We start from the raw sequence: 15,890 nt of genomic DNA on the forward strand, positions 1-15,890 counted from the left end.
GCTTGCGAAACAAACCTGAGCGTTGTCCTGACCCTTGCAAATGCGACGACTCATCCTGAAAAGAAAACACACCCGCATTGAAAAATGTAGCGACTACCCTTGAGCGTAGATCGTCATGGAGGACGTCGGATGCCAACAAAATCAATTCTTTTTGTACTGACCTGCCTGTTTTGCCTAGCGCGTAGTGGTGAAGCGACAACCCTGCATCGCTGCGAAGCGGCGGACGGCAGCATCACATTCACATCAATGAGTTGCTCGCATGGCGAACGACTCTCAAAACAGGAGGTTCACCCCTACTCGCCCGGATCCGTCGTAGCCGTGATGCCGGAAGCCAATCACGAAAAAACATCCGGCATGAATATCCAGGGGCGAGAGCCCGGCATTGTCGGCGTCGCAGAGCATCTGTGCGGCAACGTGATCGATGCCAGGCAACGCCGGGAAGCGATCATCAATCGACGAGTCATCGCGGGCATGAGCGCACAGGATGTCGAAAGCGCACTGGGCAAACCGGACAAAGTGAATATCAGGACATCGACAACGACTTACCGTTATGACCTCAAGCGAGGCCGAAGCGCACAAGTCGATTTTGATCAGAGGGGATGTGTGAAGGAAAAAGGTAAATCCCGGACAGCAAAAAGCCCGCGTTAAACGCGGGCTTTTCGGTGTATGGTGCACTCGACAGGATTCGAACCTGTGACCGCTCGGTTCGTAGCCGAGTACTCTATCCAGCTGAGCTACGAGTGCATTTGTGTTTTTAGACCAGACCACAACTGGATGAAGCCAAGTTACCTGCATTGCTGCAACTAACTCTTAAATGGTGCACTCGACAGGATTCGAACCTGTGACCGCTCGGTTCGTAGCCGAGTACTCTATCCAGCTGAGCTACGAGTGCATTTGTGTTTTTAGACCAGATCACATCTGGTTGAAGCCAAGTCATTTACATTGCTGTAATTGACTCTTAAATGGTGCACTCGACAGGATTCGAACCTGTGACCGCTCGGTTCGTAGCCGAGTACTCTATCCAGCTGAGCTACGAGTGCATTTGTTGCGCCGCATTATAGCCCGTCTAATCTCTATTCCAACCACTTTTTCTATTAATTTCAACAACTTACAGAAAAAGCCAGATTACGACGTACTAAGCAAATAATGGCGGAGAACGGGGGATTCGAACCCCCGACACCCTTTTGAGGTGTACTCCCTTAGCAGGGGAGCGCCTTCGGCCACTCGGCCAGCTCTCCGCAACACGGGGCGTATCTTAACCAACCTTTTCCCCGTTTGCAAACATAAAAATCGATAAAAATTAATGGCTTGGTTCTTCGTCCTTCTCTTTCTTTATACGCAGGTAAATTTCCTCACGGTGCACAGCAACCTCTTTCGGGGCATTCACACCGATACGCACTTGATTTCCTTTAACGCCGAGCACGGTCACGGTGATTTCGCCATCACCGATAATCAGGCTTTCTGCGCACCGACGGGTCAGAATCAGCATACCTTTCTCCTTACGCAATTCAGTTCTGGGACAACAGTCTGCAAAAAAAAGGCACCCGACCTACAACCGGAGCGATCGTAGCCCTACATGCCTGAGTATTGACCAGCGCGAGCAAAAGAACAGTTCAGGGCTCGCGCCATTCAAAAAATAAAGGGCGCGGTCAGACCGCGCCCTTCAAGAAACGGAATTACTCGCCCTGACGGGCCGGAGCATCCAGTTCGAAAGCCGTGTGCAGGGCGCGCACAGCCAATTCCAGGTACTTCTCTTCAATTACCACGGAAACCTTGATTTCCGAGGTCGAGATCATCTGGATGTTGATGCTTTCTTTCGCCAGGGATTCGAACATGCGGCTGGCCACGCCTGCGTGGGAACGCATGCCGACGCCGACGATCGAGACCTTGGCAATCTTGGTGTCGCCAACCACTTCACGGGCACCGATCTCGCGAGCGGTGTTTTCCAGCACGGTCTGTGCGGCCTGATAGTCGTTGCGGTGCACGGTGAAGGTGAAGTCGGTGGTGTTATCGTGCGCAACGTTCTGCACGATCATGTCGACTTCGATGTTCGCGGCACTGATCGGGCCGAGAATCTTGAACGCCACACCCGGGGTGTCTGGCACGCCACGGATGGTCAGCTTGGCTTCATCGCGATTGAAAGCGATGCCGGAAATGATCGGCTGTTCCATGGTTTCCTCTTCATCAATAGTAATGAGGGTGCCCGGACCCTCCTTGAAGCTGTGCAGTACGCGCAGCGGAACGTTGTACTTGCCGGCGAATTCCACCGCACGGATCTGCAGCACCTTGGAGCCGAGGCTGGCCATTTCCAGCATCTCTTCGAAGGTGATCTTGTCCAGGCGCTGAGCGACCGGAACAACACGCGGGTCGGTGGTGTAGACACCATCAACGTCGGTGTAGATCTGGCACTCGTCAGCCTTCAGCGCTGCAGCCAATGCGACGCCCGTGGTGTCGGAACCGCCACGACCGAGGGTAGTGATGTTGCCGTGCTCGTCGACGCCCTGGAAACCGGCGACAACCACTACGCGACCTGCTTTCAGATCACCACGAATCTTCTGGTCATCAATCTGCAAGATACGCGCTTTATTGTGCGCACTGTCCGTCAGGATCCGCACCTGATTACCGGTGTACGACACCGCCGGCACACCGCGCTTGATCAGCGCCATGGCCAACAGGGCAATCGTTACCTGCTCACCGGTGGAAACGATCACATCCAATTCACGCGGAACCGGTTGACTGTCGCCACTGATTTGCTTGGCCAGATCGATCAGACGGTTGGTTTCACCGCTCATTGCAGACAGCACAACCACCAGGTCATCGCCGGCATCGCGGAACTTCTTAACCTTGTCGGCAACCTGCTCGATTCTCTCGACAGTACCGACCGAGGTGCCTCCAAATTTCTGTACGATCAAAGCCATTTCAAAGCCGCCTCTGCCCATGAAGGGCGCCCAATAATCAATCAAACAGCCGTCGGGCCCGCTACTAGACCGCGAACCCGACGGGCCGTCTTATAAACCCTGCTCGACGAATGGAACGGTCAGCGCCAGTGCGCCATCCAGCGCGCCGGCGTCGACACCGCCGCCCTGCGCCATGTCCGGACGACCACCGCCCTTCCCGCCCACTGCCGCAGCAGCCTGTTTCATCAAATCACCGGCTTTGAGTTGGCCAGTCAGGTCTTTGGTTACGCCTGCAACCAGAACGACCTTTTCCTCATGGACACTGCCGAGCAGGATCACTGCGCGGCCGAGTTTGTTTTTCAGTTGATCGACCAGCGCCAGCAGTGCTTTTGCATCCTGACCATCCAGACGTGCAGCCAAAACCTTCACGCCTTTGACGTCCAGTGCCGAGGACGACAGATCGTCGCCCGCAGCGCTGGCAGCCTTGGCTTGCAATTGCTCGAGCTGCTTCTCCAGTTGGCGATTGCGCTCCAGCACAGCCGACAGCTTGTCGATCAGGTTGTCGCGACTGCCCTTGACCAGGCTCGCCGCTTCCTTGAGTTGTTCTTCTGCAGCGTTCAAGTAGGCCAGTGCCGCGGCACCGGTGACTGCCTCGATACGACGCACGCCCGAAGCCACACCGCCTTCGCTGATGATTTTCAGCAGACCGATGTCGCCGGTACGGTTGGCGTGGATACCGCCGCACAGCTCGACGGAGAAATCGCCGCCCATGCTCAGCACGCGTACGTTGTCGCCGTACTTCTCGCCGAACAGCGCCATGGCGCCTTTGTTCTTGGCGGTTTCAATGTCGGTTTCTTCGGTTTCAACGGCGGAGTTCTTGCGAATCTCGGCGTTGACGATGTCTTCCAGCGCCTTGATTTGTTCAGGCTTGATCGCTTCAAAGTGACTGAAGTCGAAACGCAGACGCTGGCTATCCACCAACGACCCTTTCTGCTGAACGTGTTCACCCAGAACCTGACGCAATGCGGCGTGCAGCAAGTGCGTCGCCGAGTGGTTCAATGCAGTGGCGTGACGCACTTCAGCATCAACGTGAGTTTCCACTGGCGCGCCGGTGGTCAGGCTGCCCGAATCCAGCACGCCGTGGTGCAGGAAGGCGCCGCCGGTCTTGGTGGTGTCACGCACATCGAAACGTGCGCTGCCGGCCTGAAGGAAACCGCAATCGCCAATCTGGCCGCCGGACTCAGCGTAGAACGGCGTCTGGTTCAGAACGATCACCGCCTCTTCGCCTTCATTCAAGACGTCGACCGACTGGCCATCTTTATAGATGGCGACGATTTTCGCCGAACCGCTGGTGTCTTTGTAACCGGTGAACTCGGTGGCCACATCAACCTTGACCAGGGTGTTGTAGTCCAGACCGAACGAACTGGCCGAGCGCGCGCGAACACGCTGCGCTTCCATCTCGCGCTCGAAACCGACTTCGTCGACAGTCAGGCTGCGCTCGCGGGCGATGTCGGCAGTCAGGTCCATCGGGAAACCGTAGGTGTCGTAGAGTTTGAACACCACGTCGCCCGGCACCACGGTGCCTTTGAGTTCCGCCAGATCCTGCTCGAGAATCTTCAGACCGTGCTCCAGAGTTTTGGAGAACTGCTCTTCTTCGGCCTTGAGCACGCGTTCGATGTTGCTCTGCTGCTTTTTCAGTTCCGGGAAGGCTTCGCCCATCTCGGCAACCAGCGCGGCGACGATTTTGTAGAAGAAGCTGCCAGTAGCGCCCAGCTTGTTACCGTGACGGCAGGCGCGACGAATGATCCGGCGCAGTACATAACCGCGACCTTCGTTGGACGGCAGCACGCCATCGGCGATCAGGAAACCGCAAGAACGGATGTGGTCGGATACTACTTTCAGCGAAGACTGGTCACCGTTTTCGCAGCCGATTGCTGCGGCCGAAGCGCTCAGCAGGTTCTTGAACAGGTCGATGTCGTAGTTCGAATTGACGTGCTGCATCACCGCACTGATCCGCTCCAGGCCCATGCCGGTATCGACCGACGGTGCTGGCAACGGATGCAACACGCCATCGGCGGTGCGGTTGAATTGCATGAACACGTTGTTCCAGATCTCGATGTAACGGTCGCCGTCTTCTTCCGGCGAGCCCGGTGGGCCGCCCCAGATGTGGTCGCCGTGATCGTAGAAAATCTCGGTGCATGGGCCGCACGGGCCGGTATCGCCCATGGTCCAGAAGTTGTCGGACGCGTATGGCGCGCCTTTGTTGTCGCCGATGCGGATCATGCGCTCGACCGGCACACCGACTTCTTTGGTCCAGATGTCATACGCTTCGTCGTCGGAGGCGTAGACAGTGACCCAGAGTTTTTCCTTCGGCAGTTTGAGAACGCCGGTCAGGAAGGTCCAGGCAAAGGTAATCGCGTCGTGCTTGAAATAGTCACCGAAGCTGAAGTTACCGAGCATTTCGAAGAACGTGTGGTGACGAGCGGTATAACCGACGTTTTCCAGGTCGCTGTTCTTGCCACCGGCACGCACGCATTTCTGGCTGCTGGTCGCACGGGTGTACGCACGTTTTTCCTGGCCCAGGAAGCAGTCCTTGAACTGGTTCATCCCCGCGTTAGTGAACAGCAGGGTTGGGTCGTTGCCCGGAATCAAAGAGCTGGAGGCTACACGGGTGTGGCCTTGCTCTTCGAAGAAGCGAAGGAAGGCTTCACGGATTTCTGCGCTTTTCATTAGGTTCTTCCACGGAGGCTGCGGCCAAAGGCCTGTTCGAAACGTCAACAGACGAAGCGACGGCAAAGGGCCGCATTATATCGGCCCCGCGCGCGGGGTACAGCGTGTTTATACGATAGAAACGGTCAATTGGACGGCTAACGCTGTCACTTGCGCGAAAACTCGACGAATGCCGCGATCACTTGCTCGATTTGCGAGCGATTGACGTCCATGTGCGTGACCATGCGCAGACGGGCGGCAGCGCTCAATTTGATCCCGCGCTCGGCAGCAAATGCCTTGAACGCTTCGGCTTTGTCGCCCATTTGCACATAAACCATGTTGGTTTGCACCGGCTCAACACTGAAACCTGCTTCACGCAGACCTTCCGCCAGAAGTTGCGCATTGGCGTGGTCGTCTGCCAGCCGCTCGATGTTGTGATCCAGGGCGTACAAGCCCGCCGCCGCCAGCAGTCCGGCCTGACGCATACCGCCACCGACCATCTTGCGCAGACGCCGCGCCTTGCCGATCAACGCGGCCGAACCGCAAAGCACCGAGCCCACTGGCGCACCGAGGCCTTTGGACAGGCACACCGACACCGAGTCGAAATGCTGGGTGATCTCGCGGGCATCAACCCCAAGCTTGACCGCCGCGTTGTACAACCGCGCGCCATCCAGGTGCAATTGCAGGCCATTGTCCTGAGTGAAGCGGCGGGCGCGGGCCAGATACTCCAGCGGCAGCACTTTGCCTTGCATAGTGTTTTCCAGCGCCAGCAGGCGAGTACGGGCGAAATGGAAGTCATCCGGTTTGATCGCAGCAGCAACCTGATCCAGATCCAGCGAACCGTCAGCCTGCACTTCCAGCGGCTGCGGCTGAATCGAACCGAGCACCGCCGCGCCTCCGCCCTCGTACTTGTACGTATGCGCCTGCTGGCCAACGATGTATTCGTCGCCGCGCTCACAGTGCGCCATCAAACCGAGCAGGTTGCTCATGGTCCCGGTCGGGACAAACAGCGCGGCAGCGAAGCCAAGGCGCTTGGCCAGTTCGGCTTCCAGACGATTGACGGTCGGATCTTCGCCATACACATCATCGCCGGTGTCTGCCGCGGTCATCGCGTCGAGCATGGCGGGAGTCGGTTGGGTGACAGTGTCGCTGCGAAGATCGATAACGCTCATGAACCTGGCCTCAAAGTCAGCAGGGGAAATCCCTTTACGAAGGTCAATTACTGCGGTCATCACGTCGATTAATCAACCCTGGAGCGCAAAAAGGTCAGGTTACTTCTTGAGAACGCGACATCCATGTGGGAGCGAGCCTGCTCGCGAAAGCGGTCTGCCAGTGACACATCTGCTGACTGACACACTGCTTTCGCGAGCAGGCTTGCTCCCACAGGTTCAGTGCAGGGCCGGAAAATATGTGTTAAAAACGCTCCGCCGCCCAACAAATGGCGGCGAAAACGTTCTCAGGGCGGGGTGTAATTCCCCACCGGCGGTAATTGCGCGCAATGCGCATAGCCCGCGAGCGCTTGGCAACGAACACGGCTTTTAGCGGTGATCGACGACAAGGTCAGCAGACCCGGTGTGATTCCGGGGCCGACGGTCATAGTCCGGATGAAGAGAGAACGGGATTGACGCCAAAGGGCCGCCTGCGCACTTCTGTGCTCGCGCGTACCCTTGAATCCCTTTCGATTCATAACGCCCTGTTTTTCACACAAACAGGAGTCAGAACATGCAACCCACCGCTATCGACAGCAAAAACAAACACACTCATGGCGAGCGCGTCGCGTTCATCCAGGCCTGCTGGCACAAGGAAATCGTCGACCAGAGCCGTAAAGGCTTCGTCGCCGAAATGATTGCCTTGGGTTATCAGGAATCGGACATCGATATCTTCGAAGTCGGCGGCGCCTTTGAAATGCCCCTGCACGCCAAGTTGCTGGCCAAGACCGGTCGTTATGCCGGCATCGTTGCGGCCGCCCTGGTCGTGGACGGCGGCATCTACCGTCACGAGTTCGTCGCCCAATCGGTGGTCAGCGGCCTGATGCAGGTGCAGCTGGAAACCGAAGTGCCGGTGTTCTCGGTGTCCCTGACCCCGCATCACTTCCATGCGGGCGACGAACATCAGAAGTTCTTCTTCGAGCACTTTGTGCACAAGGGTCAGGAAGCGGCTCGGACTTGTGCCGATACGCTGCAGAAAATCCGCGCACTGCGCCGCACCGAGCCGCGCGCTGTCGCCGTCTGACGCCGAGTGAGGTTTTGACCTCACTCAAATCAAATGTGGGAGCGAGCCTGCTCGCGAAGAGGGGCTGCCAGTCGATGATAAGTTGACTGATAGACCGCTTTCGCGAGCAGGCTCGCTCCCACATAGGTTTTGTGCCGGTTTATAGATCGCTATCAGGCGAGATTTTCGTCGGTGGCCGGCACGATCAGGATGCCTGCGCGCAAGCCGTTCTTGACCTTGGGATTAGGGAAGATGATTCGCGCGCCCTCTTCCTCAATGATCCAGCGGGTATTGGCCAGATCTTCGGCCAGCACATAGCCCATCTCCAACTCGGAAAAGTTTTCGACGTCCTGTGGCAGGTTCAGGTGGAACGCATCACTGTGCTTGATGATTTCCCGCGCCACGCTGAACAACTGCAGACCGTCCAGGCCTTCTTCAGCCAAATCTGGCTCATTGCCTTCGATGATCTGCTGCAGACGAGTTTCCAGCAGCGACACATTGACCCCGTCGTTCTGCCCGAACGGCCGCGCCTTGCCCAGTTCCAGCGTGAAGGCTTCGGCATCGAGCTTGTCGTAGGTATAGGAACTAAAAACGATCGACGGCTTGTTCTGCAACAACACCGCCTCCATGCCCGCCGCGCGCAGCCGTGCCAACTCCCGACGGGAATGCTGGCGACCTTCTTTCCACGGATACAACGCGAACTGCTCGATCCGCGAACCACGAATCGCCGTGTGCAGGTCGTAGTGCAGGCGCTGGCGGTCTGGCAGGCTGAAGAAACTCGCCGCCAACCGTTCCAGCTCACAGGCTCGCAAAGCTTCCGAACCACTGCTTTGTTCATGACGGCCGTTGAACAGCCGATTGACGTCCTGCTCGATGAAACGCTCGCCTTTGCGAATCGCTTCCGGGTTGCCGAACAGGAACAGAATGCGTGCACGCGGCTTCAGATCGCCGCGAGCGATGTCGTGCAGCAGCCGATCAAGTAACTCGATCGGTGCTGTTTCGTTGCCATGGATACCTGCCGACAGCAGCAGATCCAGGCCATTGTCGCGAGCTTCAGGGGGCCGGACTTCCAGCGCCCCTTCGCTCAACCAGCGCATCCGCACGCCTTCGACAGTCAGTTGAGTTTTCTCCGCCGGTTCGCGGCCGGCGAGGGTCAGTTCAAGCAGTTTGCCGAGGGCGAGCATAGAGCGGTTTCCTTAGTGATCGTGGTTGCAATCCGGGCCGTGCACGTGGTCTTCGTCGTCGCCGACGTCAGCCGGTTCCATTTCCAGTTGCAGACTTACCAGATTAGTTGCCAATGGGCGCAGCAGCAGGTTGGCGTACTCGGCATCACCTTCTTCGACGTCCACGCCGATCAGCAGTTGGCCACGGCCGTCCTGCTGGATCCACAGCTCTTTGCCTTGCCACATGACCGCGACGCGGGTGCACGAGGTTTGCAGTTGCGTGCCGTCGGTGTCTTCAAGGATCAGCTGCAGGGAATCGCTCATGTTTTTACTCTCTTCGGGAGACAAGCCGCGCGCCGCGTTCGGGCGACGCGCCGGCCATCAATTGATCTGGAATGGATAAACCGCGCCCAGTTTAAGGATTTGCGTCAGTTCATCCAGTGCCGTCCGGCATTCAAGCAACAATTGCGGATCCGCCAGATCGGTTTCGCTCAGGCGGTCGCGGTAGTGCTTTTCAACCCATGCGGTCAAGGAACCGTACAACGGTGCGGTCATGATAACCCCTGGGTTGACCGCCGCCAGTTCGGTTTCGTTGAGTGCGACGCGAAGTCTCAGGCAAGCAGGGCCACCGCCGTTCTGCATGCTTTGCTTGAGGTCGAAGACTTTCACTTCACGAATCAGCCCGCCGGAGCTGGTCAAACCTTGCAGGTAAGTCCAGACGCGCTCGTTGGCCTGGCATTCTTGCGGAACAATCAACAGCATCGAGCCGTCAGGGCGTGACAGAAGCTGGCTATTGAACAAGTAGGAACGAACCGCGTCATCCACGGTGACGGCCGAACGCGGAACACACACAGACTGAAATTTCCCACCCGCTTTGGCGAGTTTGCCTTCCAGTTCGGCCAGCATCTGTTCAGTCTCAAGGAACGCGTCCTCGTGATAGAACAGGACTTCGCCATTACCTACGGCGATCACGTCGTTATGGAACACGCCCTGATCAATCACGTTCGGGTTCTGCTGAGCGTAAACCACGCCTTCGTCACGCAGACCGTGCAGACGTGCGACGGCTTGCGAGGCTTCAAGGGTCTGACGGGCCGGGTATTTCTGCGGCGCAGGATAACGATTGTCGAAGGCACTGCGACCGAACACGAAAAACTCGACACCTGCCTCGCCATATTCACGGCAGAAGCGTGTGTGGTTGGCCGCGCCTTCATCGCCGAACTGCGCCACCGCCGGCAAAGCGGCGTGATGGGCGAAGTGCTGCTGATTGGCGAACATCGCGCCAAGCACACGACTGGTGGTCGGGTGTTCGATGCTGCGGTGGTATTTGCAGTTGAGGTTGGCGGCGGTGAAATGCACGCGACCGTCAGCGGTGTCGGCACTCGGGCTGACCGTGGCGGCGTTGGCCACCCACATGCTCGACGCCGAGCAACTGGCGACCAGCAGCGGCATCGCTTCTTTGGCGGCGCGCTCGATCACTTGAGCATCGCTGCCGCTGAAACCCAAACGGCGCAGAGCGGCCACGTCCGGACGCTCCTGCGGCGCGAGGACGCCTTGCTGAAAGCCCATTTCCATCAGCGCTTTCATCTTCGCCAGACCTTGCAGCGCCGCTTCCTTCGGGTTCGAGGATTGCTGGCTGTTGCTCTGGGACGCAACGTTGCCGTAGGACAGACCACCGTAGTTATGGGTCGGCCCCACTAGACCGTCAAAATTGACTTCATAGGATTTCATCAGCGAGGCTCCACGAGAATCTGTTGTTATAGGCATCGAGTAACAAATAGGTAAGACCGAGGTGCGGCTATCGCGAGCAGGCTCACTCCTACAGGGTTTGTGTCGTACACAAATTGTGTGTCCACCATCAACCTGTAGGAGCGAGCCTGCTCGCGAATGGGCATCACGCCATTTTCACGCCGGGCGTGAGGGTCGTGGGCAAAGTCAGGCTCGGGGTTTCCAGCGACGCCACCGGGTACGCGCAGTAATCCGCCGCGTAGTAGGCGCTGGCGCGATGGTTGCCCGAAGCACCGACACCGCCGAACGGTGCGCTGCTCGCAGCGCCGGTCAGTTGTTTGTTCCAGTTGACGATGCCGGCACGGCTTTCCAGCCAGAACTGCTGATAACGCGCTTCGGAATCCGACAGCAGACCAGCGGCCAGACCATAAGCAGTGTCATTCGCCTCAGCGATCGCCGCTTCAAAATCAACGTAGCGGATCACTTGCAGCAACGGGCCGAACAGTTCTTCGTCCGGACGCTCGGCAACAGCGCTCACATCGATAATGCCCGGCGTCAGCAACGCGGCTTGCGCCTGTGGCTGGGTCATTTCCAGCAGCGACACGGCGCCGTTGGCCAGGAGATGTTCTTGAGCATCCATCAGCGCTTTCGCCGCGCCGAGGGAAATCACCGAGCCCATGAACGGCGCCGGTTGCTGATCAAACGCACCGACCTCAATAGTCGCGCTGACTTCCACCAGACGCTTGAGCAGGCTATCGCCCCACGCACCTTGCGGGACCAACAGACGACGGGCGCAGGTGCAGCGTTGGCCAGCCGAGATGAACGCAGACTGAATGATCGTGTAAACCGCCGCATCCAGATCCGCCACCTGATCGACCACCAGCGGATTGTTGCCACCCATTTCCAGCGCAAGGATCTTGTCCGGGCGCCCGGCAAATTGCTGGTGAAGATGGTTGCCGGTGCGGCTCGATCCGGTGAAAAACAGACCGTCGATGCCAGGGTTCGCCGCCAGCGCAATGCCGGTTTCGCGAGCGCCTTGCAGCAGGTTCAACACGCCAGCCGGCAGACCGGCTTCAATCCAGCACTTGACCGTCAGTTCAGCGACTTTCGGCGTCAGCTCGCTTGGCTTGAACAACACGCTGTTACCGGCCAGCAAGGCCGGCACGATGTGGCCGTTCGGCAAGTGACCGGGGAAGTTGTAAGGGCCGAATACCGCGACCACGCCGTGCGGTTTGTGGCGCAGCACGGCAGTGGCGTCGCCCAACGGGCCGCTCTTCTCGCCGGTACGCTCGCGGTAGCTCTGTACCGAGATAGCGATCTTGTTGACCATGCTGGTCACTTCGGTCGCAGATTCCCACAGCGGTTTGCCGGTCTCTTCACCAATGGTCCGAGCGAGCTCGTCAGCGTGGTTTTTCAGCGAAGCCGCGAATGCCTCGAGTACGCCGATACGCTCTTCCAGCGAACGACGCGCCCAGTCCGGAAAAGCCTGACGTGCAGCCTGCACCGCCGATTCGACCTGAGCGCTGGTGGCGCCCTCCCCCGACCACAGCACTTGCTGGGTCACCGGGTTCAGCGATTGAAAGGCTTCGCCCTGACCGGCCAGCCACTCACCTGCGATGTATAGCGAATTCATTATTTCGACTCCCGTGCAGCGGACAACGCCACGGCGCGCACTTGATCGCCAGCGTTGAGTTGAAGACGTTTGGCGGTCTGTGGATCAACCACCAGGGTGCCGGCAGCGAGACGCGCCGGCGCAGCAGTGATGCGACAGTCTTCGCGTTTGCGGTTATGGATGATGAACGGCGTGGCGTCATCGCCCGGCGTACCGACAGCCAGTACCAGCGCCTCACTGTCACGCACCGCGCGGATCTTGCCGGTTTCGCATTCGATGGCCGGGCCGGCATCGAAAATGTCGACGTAACCCTGATAGCTGAAACCTTCACCCTTGAGCATCGCCAGCGCGGGCTCGGTGTCCGGGTGAACCTGACCGATGACGTTGCGTGCGTCAGGCGACAGGAAGCAGGTGTACAGCGGGAATTTCGGCATCAGTTCAGCGATAAACGCCTTGTTGCCCACGCCGGTCAGGTAATCGGCCTGGCTGAATTCCATTTTGAAGAAATGACGGCCAAGGCTTTCCCAGAACGGCGAACGACCGGCGTCATCGGAGACACCGCGCATCTCGGCGATGATCTTGTTACCGAACAGCTCAGGGAATTCAGCGATGAACAGCATCCGCGCCTTCGACAGCATGCGACCGTTCAGACCGCTGCGGTAATCGGCATGCAGGAACAGCGAGCACAGCTCGGAATTACCGGTCAGGTCGTTGGCGAGGAACAGCGTCGGAATCTCGCGATAGATATTCAGCTCTTGCGAGGCGCTGACCGTCAGGCCGACACGGAAGTTGTACCAGGGCTCACGCATACCGACGGCGCCAGCAATGGCGGAAATTCCCACCACGCGACCATCATCGTCTTCGAGCACGAACAGGTAGTCCGCATCGCCACGGCCGGCTTCGCCGCGAAAGGTCTTCTCGGCCCAGCCGACCCGGTGGGCCAGACGCTCTTCGTTGGCTGGCAAAGTCGTAAGGCCGGTGCCGGTGCTGCGGGCCAGGTCGATCAGAGCGGATAAATCGCTGCTGCGTACGGGACGAACAATCATGCTATCTCCTCAAACGGGCCGCCGCGGCCACCCGTGAAACTCGCTAAGGCGTTAAACCGCCACCAGGCGCACGCTGGCACCTTCACCGACGCCCAGGGCTTCGGCCGCTTCCAGATCCAGAGTCACCGGTTTGCCTGGCGCGTAATCCAGCTCCAGCAACACCGCGCGGTAATCCTGCAACTGCGCGTTGGCCACTAGATACTGGCGCCCGACACCCTTGACCGCTTCGCCGATTTTCACCGGCACAACACGGCTCTGGGCGATCGAACGGATCCCCGAAACACGTGCATGCAGGGTCGGGCCACCGTCGAAAATGTCGATGTAATGATCGGTCTCGAAACCTTCGCGCATCAGGATGTCGAAGGTGATCTGCGCACGCGGGTGCACCTGGCCCATCGCCTCTTGGGCGGAATCCGGCAGCAGCGGCACGTAGATCGGGTAATGCGGCATCAACTCGGCGAGGAACGTGCGGCTCTTCAGCCCGCACAAGCGCTCGGCAGCCGCGTAATTGAGGTCGAAGAAATTGCGACCGATAGCGTCCCAGAACGGCGAGTCGCCATTCTCGTCGCTGTAACCGACGATCTCGGTCACCACCGAATCAGCGAAACGCTCCGGGTGGCTGGCAACGAACAGCAGACGACCACGGGAGTTAAGCTCGGACCACGGCGAACCCACCAGCTCGCGCTGCACGTAGAAACTGGTCAGCAAGCTGTTGCCGGTCAGGTCGTGGCACTGCGAAAGCACGTGGATCTTGTTGTGGATCTTCAGCTCGCGGGAGGCGTGAACGAAGGTCTCGTTGCGGAAGCTGTAGAACGGCTCGGAGTAACCGGCCGAAGCAACGATGGCCGAGCAGCCGACCAGTTTGCCGGTGGCGGAATCTTCGAGGACGAAGAAATAGCTTTCTTCACCGTTGAAGCTCACTTCGGCGGCAAACGAGGCTTCGCTCGCAGCGATCTTGTCGCTCAGACGTTCCACGTCATCCGGCAAGGAAGTGACACCAATCGGGCTGTCCGCAGCCAGACGCTGTACCTCGCCCAGATCAGCCATTTGCGCGGGGCGCATCACCAGCATGGTGTCACTCCTTTCTTTACATTCTTTTGGGGGAAATAAGCCGACCCGTTTGTAGGAGCAAAGCTTGCTCGCGAAGCTTTGTCAGCCACTGTGAAGTCGCTGGAGCCTTTCGCGAGCAAGCTTTGCTCCTACAGAAGAGCGGGGCCGGCATCAAAATTTTGATCGGCGCCCGAATCATCAGGCGCCGAAGGGTCTATCAGGCTTGTGTCAGTTTTGCAGCAGCGCGTTCGAAACGATCCAGACCCGCATCGATATCGGCGTCTTCCACCACCAGGCTCGGGGCGAAACGGATCACGTCCGGGCCGGCCTGCAGAATCATCAGGCCTTCTTTTTCAGCGGCGTTGAAGATGTCCTTGGCTTTGCCTTTCCAGGCATCGCTGAGCACGCAACCGATCAACAGACCGAGGCCACGCACCTGAGTGAACAGGCCGTATTTCTCGCCGATCTGCTCAAGACGGGTCTTGAACTTGTCGTGCTTGGCGTTCACACCGTTCAGCACTTCTGGCGTGTTGATCACGTCGATTACCGCTTCAGCAACAGCACACGCCAGCGGGTTGCCGCCGTAGGTGGTGCCGTGGGTACCGACGACCAGATGTTTGGCCAATGCTTCGGTGGTCAGCATTGCCGCGATCGGGAAACCTCCGCCCAGGCTCTTGGCGCTGGTGAGGATGTCCGGGGTCACGCCGTAATGCTGGTAGGCGAACAGCTTGCCGCTGCGGCCCATGCCGGTCTGCACTTCGTCGAACACCAGCAACGCGTTGTTCGCGTCGCAGAGTTCGCGGGCACCTTGCAGGTAGGCCAGTTCGGCCGGCAGTACGCCGCCCTCGCCCTGGATCGGTTCCAGCACGACCGCACAGGTCTTGTCGGAAACCGCAGCTTTCAGCGCCGCCAGATCGTTGTAAGGAACGTGGGTAATACCGGTGATTTTCGGGCCGAAACCGTCGGAGTACTTCGACTGGCCACCGACGTTGACGGTGAACAGGGTACGGCCGTGGAAGCTGTTCAGTGCGGCGATGATTTCGTACTTCTCGCTGCCGAAACGGTCGAACGCAACACGACGGGCCAGCTTGAATGCGGCCTCGTTGGCTTCAGCGCCGGAGTTGCAGAAGAACACGCGTTCAGCAAACGTGGCGTCGATCAGCTTGTGCGCCAGGCGCAGGGCCGGTTCGTTGGTGAACACGTTGGACACGTGCCACAGCTTGTTCGCCTGTTCGGTCAACGCACCGACCAGCGCCGGATGCGCATGGCCCAATACGTTAACGGCAATCCCGCCAGCGAAGTCGATCAGCTCGCGGCCAGCCTGATCCCAGACGCGGGAACCAGCGCCACGCACGGGAATGAAAGCGGCAGGCGCGTAGTTGGGAACCATTACCTGGTCGAAATCGGCGCGTTGTACCGCAGCGTGCTCAACGGACATCGGAGTCTCCTGAAGAGGAACACTCGCCTGAAACTGGCG

General features: G+C 58.8%; 13 protein-coding genes, 4 tRNA genes and 1 riboswitch. Of the genes, 2 read left to right on the forward strand and 15 right to left on the reverse strand.

The annotated features are described in order from the left end of the window. Positions 1-129: 129 nt before the first annotated feature. Positions 130-648 carry a cell envelope protein SmpA gene (locus JFT81_RS16490; RefSeq protein ID WP_201228153.1) on the forward strand — a complete coding sequence of 173 codons (519 nt, stop codon included), beginning with the start codon at positions 130-132 and terminating at the stop codon, positions 646-648. A gap of 19 nt (positions 649-667) precedes the next feature. On the opposite strand, the gene JFT81_RS16495 is transcribed toward JFT81_RS16490, so the two are convergent. From JFT81_RS16495 to ltaE, 8 genes are all read right to left on the reverse strand, one after another. Continuing rightward, positions 668-744 (reverse strand) — tRNA-Arg (locus JFT81_RS16495). 71 nt (positions 745-815) lie between these two features. Then, a tRNA-Arg gene (locus tag JFT81_RS16500) sits at positions 816-892 on the reverse strand. 71 nt (positions 893-963) lie between these two features. Beyond that, a tRNA-Arg gene (locus tag JFT81_RS16505) sits at positions 964-1,040 on the reverse strand. 107 nt (positions 1,041-1,147) lie between these two features. Beyond that, positions 1,148-1,238: transfer RNA gene (locus tag JFT81_RS16510), tRNA-Ser, on the reverse strand. Positions 1,239-1,300: 62 nt separating this feature from the next. After that, positions 1,301-1,489, reverse strand: a complete 189-nt coding sequence (gene csrA / locus JFT81_RS16515; RefSeq protein WP_002554426.1) for a carbon storage regulator CsrA — start codon at positions 1,487-1,489, stop codon at positions 1,301-1,303. 187 nt (positions 1,490-1,676) lie between these two features. Further along, positions 1,677-2,918 (reverse strand): aspartate kinase, encoded by a 1,242-nt coding sequence (locus JFT81_RS16520; RefSeq protein WP_201146760.1) that lies wholly within the window; start codon positions 2,916-2,918, stop codon positions 1,677-1,679. Between the two features lie 90 nt (positions 2,919-3,008). Continuing rightward, a complete protein-coding gene (alaS, locus tag JFT81_RS16525; protein ID WP_201228154.1) occupies positions 3,009-5,627 on the reverse strand; it encodes an alanine--tRNA ligase in 2,619 nt (872 codons plus the stop codon). 146 nt (positions 5,628-5,773) lie between these two features. Next, positions 5,774-6,778 carry a low-specificity L-threonine aldolase gene (gene ltaE, locus JFT81_RS16530; RefSeq protein WP_201228155.1) on the reverse strand — a complete coding sequence of 335 codons (1,005 nt, stop codon included), beginning with the start codon at positions 6,776-6,778 and terminating at the stop codon, positions 5,774-5,776. Between the two features lie 276 nt (positions 6,779-7,054). After that, positions 7,055-7,227, forward strand: a riboswitch (FMN riboswitch). A gap of 101 nt (positions 7,228-7,328) precedes the next feature. Here ltaE and JFT81_RS16535 point away from each other — a divergent pair. Then, a complete protein-coding gene (locus JFT81_RS16535) occupies positions 7,329-7,838 on the forward strand; it encodes a 6,7-dimethyl-8-ribityllumazine synthase (RefSeq protein ID WP_201146763.1) in 510 nt (169 codons plus the stop codon). A gap of 152 nt (positions 7,839-7,990) precedes the next feature. On the opposite strand, the gene astE is transcribed toward JFT81_RS16535, so the two are convergent. The 7 genes from astE to JFT81_RS16570 all read right to left on the reverse strand — a co-directional run bounded on the left by astE (position 7,991) and on the right by JFT81_RS16570 (position 15,851). After that, entirely contained in the window at positions 7,991-9,001 is a 1,011-nt protein-coding gene (gene astE, locus JFT81_RS16540; RefSeq protein ID WP_201228156.1) for a succinylglutamate desuccinylase, read from the reverse strand. Between the two features lie 12 nt (positions 9,002-9,013). Continuing rightward, a complete protein-coding gene (locus tag JFT81_RS16545; protein ID WP_016983958.1) occupies positions 9,014-9,304 on the reverse strand; it encodes a hypothetical protein in 291 nt (96 codons plus the stop codon). Positions 9,305-9,361: 57 nt separating this feature from the next. Next, on the reverse strand, positions 9,362-10,708 hold the full coding sequence (gene astB, locus JFT81_RS16550; RefSeq protein WP_201228157.1) for an N-succinylarginine dihydrolase: 1,347 nt from the start codon (positions 10,706-10,708) through the stop codon (positions 9,362-9,364). Between the two features lie 163 nt (positions 10,709-10,871). Next, positions 10,872-12,341 (reverse strand): succinylglutamate-semialdehyde dehydrogenase, encoded by a 1,470-nt coding sequence (gene astD, locus JFT81_RS16555; RefSeq protein ID WP_201230564.1) that lies wholly within the window; start codon positions 12,339-12,341, stop codon positions 10,872-10,874. Continuing rightward, positions 12,338-13,363: an arginine N-succinyltransferase gene (astA, locus tag JFT81_RS16560; RefSeq protein WP_201146766.1), complete on the reverse strand. Its 1,026-nt coding sequence runs from the start codon at positions 13,361-13,363 to the stop codon at positions 12,338-12,340. The genes astD and astA overlap by 4 nt, the downstream gene beginning before the upstream one ends. 51 nt (positions 13,364-13,414) lie before the next feature. Continuing rightward, entirely contained in the window at positions 13,415-14,434 is a 1,020-nt protein-coding gene (gene aruF / locus JFT81_RS16565; protein ID WP_201228158.1) for an arginine/ornithine succinyltransferase subunit alpha, read from the reverse strand. A 196-nt stretch (positions 14,435-14,630) separates the two neighbouring features. Beyond that, positions 14,631-15,851, reverse strand: coding sequence for an aspartate aminotransferase family protein (locus JFT81_RS16570; RefSeq protein ID WP_201228159.1), 1,221 nt, complete (start codon positions 15,849-15,851; stop codon positions 14,631-14,633). Positions 15,852-15,890: the final 39 nt, after the last annotated feature.

The sequence above is a fragment of the Pseudomonas sp. TH43 genome (assembly GCF_016650635.1).
Taxonomy (GTDB): Bacteria; Pseudomonadota; Gammaproteobacteria; order Pseudomonadales; family Pseudomonadaceae; genus Aquipseudomonas.